Consider the following 10,627-nt stretch of genomic DNA (forward strand, 5'->3'; position numbering starts at 1 on the left):
CGCTCACTCCTGCGAGTCCCGCACGGTCTGGGTCAGCCGATCGAGGATCTCCGCGAGCTCCGTCTGCGGGCGGTCGATTCGCACCGAGGTGCCCTGCGACTGGGCTTGGGACTGCTCGATGACACGCTCGTCGGCGAAGATCTCGGCCACGCGCCGATAGAGCGGGTTGTCCACATCGGCCGACCGGACGGCGAAGATGTTGATGTACGGCTCGGCCTCGGGACTCTCCGGGTCGTCGCTGTACAGCGCGCCGGTGAGGTCGAGTTCCGCGTCCAGGGCGAAGTTGTTGTTCACGATCGCCGCGTCCACCGACGGCAGTGAGGCGACCGTCTGGGCCGCGTCCACCGGGGTGACCGTGACCTTCGAGGCCGCCTGGTCGATATCGGCGGGGGTGGACAGCACGGTGCCGCCGCCCGTCAGCTCGACCAGCCCGGCCTGTTGCAATACCAGCAGCGCTCTGGCCTGGTTGGTCGCGTCATTGGGAATGGCGACCTCGGCCCCGTTCGGGATGTCCGCCAGCGCCGAATGCCGTTGTGAATACAGACTGAGCGGCACCACGAATGTCGAACTCAACGGTGCCAGTGTGTCGTCGTTGGCGACGTTGTAGTTCGCCAGGAACAGCAGATGCTGAAACTGATTGAGATCGACCTGACCCTGGGACAAAGCCGGGTTCGCCTGGTTGTAATCGCTGAAGTTCACCAGTTCGATCTCGATGCCCTCTTCAGCGGCAATGGTACGGAAGGTCGCCCAATGGTCGGCGGCGGCATCGGTGACTCCGATCCGCACCACCTGACGCTCTCCACCGCCCGTCCCGTCGTCGCCCGGTTTGACCAGGAAGAACACCGACAAGGCGACCGCGACCACCACTGCTGCGGTGCCGAGCACGAGCCCCAGTCGGTTCTTCCTCGGTTTCTCGGGAAGCGCACTGGGGCCGCCGGTGGACGGCGCGTCGTTCTCGGACATCGTCGGACCTCTCCATCGGGACGGCGCGGACGACCATCGCGGTCCGCGCTTTCGACTCTGGACACGATGCCCGGGTAGTCGGGCCGCCGGGAAATCGTTTCAGCATCTGGCGGGAAACGGCGGGATTTGTCACCGGGTGAGTCGTTGTGTTATTCGCCGGCCGACTGCGCATCGTCACCGAATCCGGGGTGGACATTGGTCGATGTCGCCCAGCCGGTGGACACGCGCGACTCGGTATCCATCGGCGACGCTGTCCGGCCGCAACCCGGACCACGAGCGGCTCGATGACCCGGCTCGCTTCCGCATCTGTCCGACGTTGCCCCTGCGGTCCCGAATCCGCAGCCTGCATCGATCTTGACAGTGTCGGCGCTCACACTTAGCCTCAGATTCGACGAGATCACGGACTACGTCCGACATTTCGGACATTGGTGGACCTCTGGAGACAACGGAGTCGACGTGTCCTCAGCCTTCGCTGCCGCTCCGAGCGCCTCCGCAGCCACCCTGCGCAAGATCTCGCTCCGTCTACTGCCGCTGTTGGGTCTGCTGTATGTCATCGCCTACATCGACCGATCCAACGTGGGTTTCGCGAAGCTCACTCTGCAGGCCGAGCTGGGGCTGTCCGCGACGGTGTTCACGCTCGGCCAGGTCTTCTTCTTCGTGGCCTACGCCCTCTTCGAGGTGCCCAGCAACCTGGCGCTGCACCGCTACGGGGCGCATCGGTGGATCGCGCGGATCATGTTCACCTGGGGCCTGGTCACCGTCGCGACGGCGCTGGTCGACCAGACCTGGCAGTTCTATCTCGCCCGGTTTCTGCTCGGAGCCGCCGAGGCAGGCTTCTTCCCCGGGGTCCTCTACTACCTGACCCGCTGGTTCCCCGCCTCACACCGCAGCACGGCCATCGGACTGTTCATGCTGGCCGGGCCGCTGTCCTTCATCATCGGCAACCCACTGATGGGCGGTCTCAACGATCTACACGGACTCTGGGGTCTGGACGGCTGGCAGTGGATCTTCGTCGCCACCGGATTGCCCGCCCTGCTGATGACGCCCGTCGTGCTGTGGATCCTGCCGCGCGACCCCGAGACCGCGCGGTGGCTGGCGCCTGCGGAGCGGTCGTGGCTGACCGGCACACTGCGCGCCGAGGCACAGCAGGCGGGCGCACAACCGCACAACCCGCTCGCGGTGCTGGCCGACCGCCGGGTGCTGTCGATGGCGCTGTTCTTCCTCTGTTTCCCGCTGGCCACCTATGGTCTGGCCTTCTGGCTGCCGACGATCGTCGAGGGCTTCGGCGAGATGTCCGGGCTCACCGTGGGCCTGGTCTCCACCATCCCGTATCTCTGCGTCATGGTGGGTCTGTTCCTGGTGCCGAGGCTCGCGGCCCGCCGGGGCAGCCCGTTCTTCTGGCTGGGTCTGATGTTGGCGTTGTCGGTGGCCGGTTTCCTCGTCGCGGCCACCGCGAGCGCACCCTGGCTGCAGATGATCGGTTTATGCATCGCCTCCGTCGGCGGGTACTCGGCACAACCGGTGATGTGGAGCCTGGTCCCGAGATTCCTGGCGGGCGCGGCCGCAGCGGCGGGCATCGCGGCGATCAACGGAATCGGCAATCTGGGCGGCGGGTTCGGGCCGATGGGCATCGCGGCGATCGTCGACGCGACCGGCTCCCCCGTCACCGGGTTGATCTTCTTGATCGTCGTCTCGGCGATCGGTCTCGTGGGCACCCTCGGGCTCCGCCGGGTGCTTCGGGTCCGCCCGGCCGACACCGAGGGCACCGGCCTGGTGCAGGCAGATCCAGCGCAGACACACGACGATGCGGGCGCGACGCCGTTCGATGCCGTTCGAACCGAGCGGGACCGGCCGAGCTCGAAGGACTGATCAGGCTTGATGTCCGTCCGCACGCCCAGGTCTCGCCGCCGCAGGACGGACGGGCTACTGCGGTACCGTCCGCGACCATGCCCTCCTTCCGGCTGACGATGACGATCGGACTCCTACGACCCGACGCCGCCCCGGAGGACGTTCTGCCGCATGCGGCGAACGCCACCGCCGAGCTGGCCACGCTGGAGTCCAGAACGGTCACGGTCGTGTCGGGCGAGGCGCGCATCGTCATCCGATTCACCGCCGATGACGCCGAGGAAGCGGCGCGGATCGCCGCGCAGGTCGTCGAGGCGACCGCGACCTTGGCACAGGTCCTGGCCTGGCGGGTCACGGGCCGGGTGCGCGGGCGGTGGGCGGATCTCGTCGTCCGGTGAGATGGGCCCCGCTCGGCTCGGCAGCCGGCCCGCGAACGACCCGATATATCACTCTGTGAGACGACCTGCCCATGGTGCGAGCAAGGACCTAGCCTCCGGGTGAGTCCGTTCGTTCGCCCGCGCCCTGGAGTCCCCGTGTCCGCAGCACCCGATCAGACCGTCACCCGCAGCCGGTTGGCCTCGCCGACCTCCTGCGCTGCGCCCGCCGCAGCACCGGCGGATCCGGTCCGCGTGGTGCCGCTGACCATCGCGGCGGTGTTGGCGGTGGCGCTGAGCTGGTACGTCTGGTCGGCCCACGGCGCACGATTCGGCGCGCTGTTGGTGATCGGGCTCTTTCTCGGGGTGGCGCTGTTCCACTCGCGTTTCGGTTTCACCTCCGCTTGGCGGCAGCTGATCGCGGTCGGCAACGGCCAGGGATTACGGGCCCACACGCTGCTGCTGGGCACGGCCGCGACCTTGATCACGCTGATCCTGGTGTCGGGTGCCGGTCTCTTCGGCAGCGTCCCCGAGGTGACGGCCAAGCCGATCGGGTTGGCGCTGTTCGCCGGGGCGGCGCTGTTCGCCATCGGCATGCAGCTCGGTGGCGCCTGCGCCTCCGGGACGCTGTTCGCGGTCGGCGCCGGGCAGTCCACGATCCTGTTCACCCTGGCGGGTTTCATCCTCGGTTCGATCTTCTACACCTGGGCCTTCCCGATCTTCGACGGTTGGCCGCAGGTGCCGGGCATCCTGCTCTCCGATCACGTCGGCTGGTTCGGGTCCTGGGCGATCACCATCGTGGCGCTGCTCGGCGTCGTGCTGCTGACCAGGGTGATCCAGGCACGGCGGACCCCGCCGCCGGTGGCGTCGGTGCCCACGGCACGCGGCATCGCCCGGGTCTTCCGAGGATCGTGGCCGGTGCTGGTGGGAGCCGTGGTCCTGGCGGTGTTCGCGGCCGCGGTCGTGCTGGTCTCCGGCGGAACCTGGGGCGTGACGTTCTCTTTTGCTCTCGTGGGAGCGAAATTCCTCCAGCTCATCGGGCTGCACCCCGAGACCTGGGAGTTCTGGTCGTCGGTCAACAACGCTCAGGCACTGGCGAACCCGGTGTGGACGGACAAGACCAGTCTCACCAACATCGGCATCATGATCGGTGCGGGCGTCGCGGCGGCGGCCGCGGGCGCCTGGCGATTCCGTGCCGAGATCCCGTGGCGGACCGCGTTGGCCGGGATCCTCGGCGGGATCCTGATGGGGATCGGTGCCCGACTCGCGGGCGGCTGCAATATCGGCGCCTATCTCGGGGGCATCTCGACCGGCAACCTGCATGGCTGGCTCTGGGGCCTGTTCGCGCTGGGCGGTACCTGGATCGGCCTCCGGCTGCGCCCGCTGTTCGGATTGGCGACTCCGAAGCCGACCGACAGCGTCTGCTGAGCGCAGGCCGATCCCGCGCAGGCTCGGGCCTGATCGTCGGCGCACCGGGCAGGCGAGATACTCAGCCTGCCCAGTCGACCCGGGCGGCCACGACCCAGCCGTGCGCGCAGGCGCCGCGAAGCTCCTCGGCATCGACGGCATCGGTATCGGTCTGTGCGGATGCGTCGGCGATTCCGCCGGACTGCCGGACGCCGAGACGGAAGCCGTAGAGCACCACGACGTGTCCGGCGGCCGCGGCCGCCGCCGACCACGCAGGATCGAGCTCCAGCGGTGTTCGCGCCCACAGCCCGTCCTCCTGGTCGGACAGTTGCAGTTCGCCGTCGAGCAGGCGCAGCGTCCAGCCTCGGGCGGTGTCGACGTCGGCGGACGGTTCGGCGATACGGCCGCCGAAACCAGCCTGGACGATCATCTCGATCTGGAGTTCGGTCTCCGAACCAGCGCCGTCATCGATCAGCAGGGCTCGTCGCGGTTCGCACAACAACACCGGCGCCGCTGCACCGTCAGGTCCGTCGGTTCCCAGCGCGGGATGGCCTGCGGGCAGGGCGCGGGCGATCACCCGGGTATCGGCCGCGATGCGCTCTGCCTCGGCTTGCTCGGGAGCACCGATCCGAGGAGCCGTTCCGGGTCCGGCGGGCTTTCCGATCAGCGGATTCGGCGGCGCCGAGTCTCGCGACGCCGCCGATCCCGCAGTTCCTGGCGCGTCCGAATCGCTCTGATGTCGCCCGGCTCTGCGCTGTCGTTTCGCTCGTCGTCCGCTCACCCCACCGAGCCTGCCCCGCCTCGATCGACGTGCACACCGGACTCACCCCATCGAGGCGGCGGCCTGTGGGCGACCACGGCGGGACGGTGGTCGCCCACAGGACGAGGCCTTCATGCGCCCCCGAGGTTGTGATTGTCTTCATGGGTCTCCGAGATTCACCTCGCCCGCGAGGTAGCTTAGGCTAGCCAAAATTAGGCAATGCTTAGCAAAGTTCCGGAGAGTCTCCTGATGCGCACCACCCCACGACGTCGAGGCCGGCTGGCCGCCACACTGCTCGGCTGCGCCCTGCTGATGTCGGGTTGTGGCGCGGCGCAGGAACGGTCCACCCCCGAGATGCCGCAGGCGGATGAGGGCGCCTTCCCGGTCACCATCTCCACCGCGTTCGGGGACGTCACCATCGACGAACAACCGCAACGGGTGGTGGCGCTCGGTTGGAACGATGCCGAGACAGCCCTCGCGCTGGGTGTGCAACCCGTCGGAGCCGCGGACTGGCTCGACATCGGCGGCGACGGAGTCGCACCGTGGGTCGAGGACGGTTACGACCACCCGCCGACCATGCTGGGCACCCTGCAGCTCAACATCGAGGCGCTCGCCGAGCTCGATCCCGACCTGATCCTGGACACCCGAGCCAGCGGCGAGCAGGACCGTTACGACCTACTCAGCGGACTCGACGTGCCGGTGGTGAGCATTCCCGAGAGCGGCCACGCCTATCTGACGAGCTGGGAGGACCAGCTCGACATGATCGGACGTGCCGTCGGTCGCGCCGAGGAGGCCGATCGACTGCGCACCGAGCTGGACGAGAAGTTCGCCACGGCCAAGGACGCCCATCCCGAGTTCGACGGCGCAACGACCGTGGTGGCGGCCCGCACCACCTCGACATGGGGCGCCTACATCACCGATACCTCCCGCATCCAGTTCATGGAGAAGCTCGGCTTCGTCAACTCCCCCGCCATCGAGGAGCTCGCTGACGAGGGTTTCTCCGTCGACATCTCCCATGAACGTCTGGACCTGTTGGACGCCGACCTCACCGTGGTGTCGGGCATCGGGGTGGCCGCCGAGGAGATCGAGGACGACCCGCTGTTCCAGGCGGTCCCCTCGGTTCGGGACGGCCACAGCATGGTGCTCGACGACGAAGCCCTGGACCAGGCCTTCGCCAGCGCATCGGTGCTCGGCCAGTCCTACGCGCTGGACGGACTCGTCCCCGGATTCGCCGCCGCCGTGGCGGGCTGAGCCGATCATGGAAACACTCACATCGGACCGGGAGACGGCGTATCCCGACACGTCGACTCCCGGCCGTCGTACTCGTCGGGACGGGAACCACCTGCTGTGCGGGCCCGGGAGGATGAGTTGACCGCGACGCATCCGTCCGCCGCCCGGACCCAGCACGGTGGGTTCCACCGACACCTCGCTGTCCGACTCCCCGACGTCCCCATCGAGGCGGTTGCACAGCGACCGCTGGTTCTAGGAGCAGTCGATGTCTGTCAACACGGAGATCCGCGCCCCGCGCTCGACGGTGGTCCGACCGTTCTCCCTCTTCTACATCACCGTGACCGAGGCTCGCGCCATCACGCCGAACATGGTGCGGGTCACCTTCGGCGGCCCGGACCTGGCGGGTTTCACCAGCGGCGGGCTCGACCAACGGGTCAAACTCTTCTTCCCGTTGGCCGGGCAGGACGTGCCGGTGCTGCCCGCCCCCGACGACTGGTACCAGGCGTACAAGGACATGCCGGACTCGGTTCGGCCGGTCATGCGGACCTTCACCATCCGAGACCACCGCAAGGACGATACCGAGATCGACATCGATTTCGCCGTGCACGGCGATCTCGGACCTGCCTCGCGCTGGGCCGGGCGGGCGCAGGTGGGTGATGTGCTCGGATTACTCGGGCCGGACGCGCGTCATGCCGACAACGGCGGGGTGGAATACCGACCGGAGGGTGCCGACTGGCAATTGATCGTGGGAGACGACACCGCGTTGCCCGCCATCGGCGCCATCATCGAATCGCTCCCGGCCGGCACCCCGGCGCAGGTGTTCCTCGAGGTCGCCACGGCCGCGGACGTCCAACGATTCGACACCGAGGGCGACGTGCGGATCACCTGGTTGTCGCGGGCGCAGGCCGACCCGGATCAACCCTCGCAACTGGTCGCCGCCGTACGCAACGCGCAGCTGCCCTCGGGCAGGCCGTACGCGTGGACGGCGGGCGAGGCAGGCATGGTCCGCGAGTTGCGCAAGCACCTGGTGACCGATCTCGGCTGGGATCGCAAGCACGGCTACTTCGGTGGGTACTGGCGGGTCGACACGGCCGAGGACGCCCGCTGACCTCGCAGGCCCGACCGGCACCGCGACGCAGGCTGACGGCGAGACAGAGCCCGCCGTCAGCCGAACGCCTCGGCACCCAGGGCACCGGAGAATCCGGCGCATCCGATGTCGGTCAGTCCAACGCGACCAGTACCTTGCCCCGGTTGACGGCCCGGTCGACGTACAGACTGCCGTAGGCGGCGGGGATGTCGTCGAAGCCGTGCCGAACGGTCTGGATGTAGTCGACCTCGCCGCGACGGATCATCCCGCCGAGGTCCTCGTGCAACGCCGCCCAGTTCTGCTCGGTGAACCACTCCAGCGAGAAGATCCCTCGGATCGTCGTCCGGGGGAACATGATGTACGGCAGCAGACGGGGCCCGGTGTAGTCGTTGCCGACCTGGGTCGCCCACTGCCAGCACACCGCGACCTGGCTGTCCACGTTGAGCATCGAGAACGCCGCGTCGGTGATCGCGCCGCCCAGGCAGTCGAAGTACTTGTCGATGCCGTCCGGTGCGACCGACCGCAGGGCCTCGCCGACGGTATCGAGGTCGTCGCCCTGCTGGTAATCGATCACCGCGTCGAAGCCGAGTTCCCTCAGGTAGGCCGCCTTGGCGGGCGACGAGGTGCTGCCGATCGCCCGGCCGCCCGCCCGTCGGACCAGTTGGCCGAGCAGGGAACCGAGGGCTCCGGAGGCACCGCTGATGAGCACCGTGTCACCGGGTTTGACGGTCATGAACTTGTTCAGCGTGCCCCAGGCCGTCATGCCCGGCCCGCCCAGCACCCCCAGCGCCGTGCTGAGGGGCAGGCGTTCGTCGTAGTCGTCCGGGTTCAGTTTCCGGAACGCCGGAAAGACCATGGGGAAGGTCCCGGTCTGCCACAGCGCGGGGGTCCCGTCGCTCACCAGGTGGCTGCGCCAGCCGCCGAAGCCCTGAACGAGGTCGCCGGGGCGGAACGGGGCGTTGGGACCCGACTCGAGCACCTCCATGACCGAGTCGGCACCCATGTGATCCCCGATCGGGGTGTCCAGGGTGATGCCCTGCAGATACGGATCGACCGAGACGTACAAGGTCTTGAACAGCATCTGCCCGTCGCCGAGTTCGGTGTCGAGGTCCTCGGTCACCTTGTGGTAGACCCGCTCGACATCGGGCACGCCCTCGTGGTGCTCGGCGACGACCCATTTCTCGATCTTCACTCTCAAGCTCCTGTTCGGTAAGACGACGAGGCGACGGCGGGCACCGGGTCGGCTTCTGGCGCGGTGGTCGGCGCGGGACCGACCGGGATCAGGCGATGGGTGGGCGGCGGCTTCGTCTCGTCGACGGAGGCGGTGAACTCCAGTCCGTCGTCCCGGCAGATGAACTGCATGACGTGTCGGCCCGCTGCGGCGGCGCGGATCAGCCCGCCCGTGGTGGCCCACACGCCCGACAGGTAGAAGTTCTTCAGCCCCGGCAATCCGGGTCCGTGTTTGCGGATCAGGACCTCCAGGGTCTCGCCGCTCTCCACGAACGGCTGCCAGCCCAGCACCGTGCCGTCGTAGTTGCCGGTGTAGCGCAGTTGGGTGAGCGGACTCGACATGTCCTTCACCGCGATGGCGTCCTTCAGCCCGGGATAACGCTGGTCGAGGAATCGCACCATCGCGTCGCGCACGCGCCGCTTGGCCTGGTGGTATTCGCGGCCATGCCGGACCGGCAGGGTGTGCAGCTCCTCGCCTCGACGGATCCGGCTGGCCTGCTCGGGTCCCTCGTTGAGTGCCCGCCACGGTTCGATGTCGCAGAAGTACGTGGCGTAGACGACGGTCGTTCCCTCCGGCGACAACTCCGGGTAGTGCTGGCTACGGAACTGGACGTTGATGCTGGAGTGCCGGATGCCGAGCATGTCGGCGGCCGCCTCGTCGTCCAGTAGATGCGTGGTGCACGGCTCGCCCTCCGGGAACGGCCGCCGCAGTCCGAGGAACAGGATGAAGTAGCCGGGGAAGACCATGCCCGGTTCCTCGATGGTCTTCGTGTACAGCTTGCGGTACTCCTTGTTCAGGTATCGACCCTTGAGCAGTTTCATCGTCGTGGTGTGGCCGTCCGCGGCCGAGACGACGATGTCGGCGCGGTACTCGCGTCCATCGCTGAGCCGGATGCCCACGGCCCGGTCGTCCTCGACGAGCACCTCCTCGACCTTGGCGTTGTAGGTCACCTCGCCGCCGAGCCGTTGGTAGCGCTCCTCGATGGACTTGGCCAGGCCGAGGGAGCCGCCTTCCGGGACGCCCGCCGACATGTTCGCGTGCGAGGCGAGCTGGAAGTAGTTGGGCAGCACCGGGAAGGCCGGATGCCGCTCGTACAGGATGAAGTTGAACGCCTCTCGAAGGAGTGGGTGTTGGAACTTCGAGGAGTAGTCCGACATCAGTACGCTGATCGACTTCCGGACCACGTTGAAGTACGGCAGATATCGCGACATCATCCGCCAGCGTTCGAGGGTGCCCATCAAGCCGACCGGCTTGAGGAAGGGATACACCGCCAACGCCTTCTTGAATTTGCGCAGTCCGTCGCAGAAGTTCCGGATCAGCCGCGCGTCCGCGGGTGAGATCTCGGTCAGGTGCGTCTGCAGACGATCCGGGTCGGAGTAGAAGTACACCGGCTGGCCATCGCGGCCGCGCACGATGTTGAAGACGTCGAAGTGCCGCATCTCCTTGCCCTGCAGGGCACCGAGTTCGAGCCAGATCTGGTGCATCTCGTTGCCGGGGCCGTTGCCCAGCAGCCAGCTGATGCAGCAGTCGAAGGTGAAGTCACCGCGATCCCATGCGGTGCAGCATCCCCCGGGGATCTCGTGCATCTCGAAGATCTGGCTCTGATATCCGTTCATCTGCGCGTAGCAGCCGGTGGACAGGCCGCCCAGGCCTGCGCCGACGATGATCATCGACTTCCTGGGCTGTGCTCGCGTTGTCGTTCGTGGCATGTGATCTGCTCCTCGAGATGG

General features: G+C 67.7%; 9 protein-coding genes. 5 read left to right on the top strand and 4 right to left on the bottom strand.

Going from position 1 to position 10,627, the window contains the following annotated elements:
* Positions 1 to 3 precede the first annotated feature (3 nt).
* Positions 4 to 963 (bottom strand): MetQ/NlpA family ABC transporter substrate-binding protein, encoded by a 960-nt coding sequence (locus BKA25_RS13650; RefSeq protein WP_069849338.1) that lies wholly within the window; start codon positions 961 to 963, stop codon positions 4 to 6.
* Between the two features lie 456 nt (positions 964 to 1,419).
* On the opposite strand from BKA25_RS13650, the gene BKA25_RS13655 reads away from it, so the two are divergent.
* The 3 genes from BKA25_RS13655 (at position 1,420) to BKA25_RS13665 (ending at position 4,610) form a co-directional block, all read left to right on the top strand.
* Positions 1,420 to 2,832: an MFS transporter gene (locus BKA25_RS13655; RefSeq protein WP_084643660.1), complete on the top strand. Its 1,413-nt coding sequence runs from the start codon at positions 1,420 to 1,422 to the stop codon at positions 2,830 to 2,832.
* Between the two features lie 77 nt (positions 2,833 to 2,909).
* Positions 2,910 to 3,206: a hypothetical protein gene (locus BKA25_RS13660; protein WP_069849336.1), complete on the top strand. Its 297-nt coding sequence runs from the start codon at positions 2,910 to 2,912 to the stop codon at positions 3,204 to 3,206.
* Between the two features lie 135 nt (positions 3,207 to 3,341).
* Positions 3,342 to 4,610 carry a YeeE/YedE family protein gene (locus BKA25_RS13665; protein ID WP_069849334.1) on the top strand — a complete coding sequence of 423 codons (1,269 nt, stop codon included), beginning with the start codon at positions 3,342 to 3,344 and terminating at the stop codon, positions 4,608 to 4,610.
* Between the two features lie 61 nt (positions 4,611 to 4,671).
* Here the strand turns inward: BKA25_RS13665 and BKA25_RS13670 are convergent, their stop codons facing one another.
* Complete coding sequence (locus BKA25_RS13670) at positions 4,672 to 5,370, bottom strand: hypothetical protein (protein WP_069849332.1); 699 nt, start codon at positions 5,368 to 5,370, stop codon at positions 4,672 to 4,674.
* Between the two features lie 228 nt (positions 5,371 to 5,598).
* On the opposite strand from BKA25_RS13670, the gene BKA25_RS13675 reads away from it, so the two are divergent.
* Complete coding sequence (locus tag BKA25_RS13675) at positions 5,599 to 6,600, top strand: iron-siderophore ABC transporter substrate-binding protein (protein WP_069849330.1); 1,002 nt, start codon at positions 5,599 to 5,601, stop codon at positions 6,598 to 6,600.
* A gap of 244 nt (positions 6,601 to 6,844) precedes the next feature.
* The gene (locus BKA25_RS13680) at positions 6,845 to 7,687 is read left to right on the top strand and encodes a siderophore-interacting protein (protein WP_069849328.1); all 843 of its coding nucleotides are present in this window, start codon (positions 6,845 to 6,847) and stop codon (positions 7,685 to 7,687) included.
* Positions 7,688 to 7,799: 112 nt separating this feature from the next.
* On the opposite strand, the gene BKA25_RS13685 is transcribed toward BKA25_RS13680, so the two are convergent.
* Positions 7,800 to 8,858 (bottom strand): MDR family NADP-dependent oxidoreductase, encoded by a 1,059-nt coding sequence (locus BKA25_RS13685; protein WP_069849326.1) that lies wholly within the window; start codon positions 8,856 to 8,858, stop codon positions 7,800 to 7,802.
* A gap of 2 nt (positions 8,859 to 8,860) precedes the next feature.
* The gene (locus BKA25_RS13690; RefSeq protein WP_069849324.1) at positions 8,861 to 10,606 is read right to left on the bottom strand and encodes a phytoene desaturase family protein; all 1,746 of its coding nucleotides are present in this window, start codon (positions 10,604 to 10,606) and stop codon (positions 8,861 to 8,863) included.
* Positions 10,607 to 10,627 lie beyond the last annotated feature (21 nt).

The sequence above is a fragment of the Actinoalloteichus hymeniacidonis genome, assembly GCF_014203365.1.
Classification (GTDB): domain Bacteria; phylum Actinomycetota; class Actinomycetes; order Mycobacteriales; family Pseudonocardiaceae; genus Actinoalloteichus_A; species Actinoalloteichus_A hymeniacidonis.

Coding starts and splice junctions, on each gene's coding strand:
- BKA25_RS13650 (WP_069849338.1), bottom strand. CDS start 963: ATGTCCGAGAACGACGCGCCGTCCACCGGCGGCCCCAGTGCGCTTCCC.
- BKA25_RS13660 (WP_069849336.1), top strand. CDS start 2,910: ATGCCCTCCTTCCGGCTGACGATGACGATCGGACTCCTACGACCCGAC.
- BKA25_RS13675 (WP_069849330.1), top strand. CDS start 5,599: ATGCGCACCACCCCACGACGTCGAGGCCGGCTGGCCGCCACACTGCTC.
- BKA25_RS13680 (WP_069849328.1), top strand. CDS start 6,845: ATGTCTGTCAACACGGAGATCCGCGCCCCGCGCTCGACGGTGGTCCGA.
- BKA25_RS13690 (WP_069849324.1), bottom strand. CDS start 10,606: ATGCCACGAACGACAACGCGAGCACAGCCCAGGAAGTCGATGATCATC.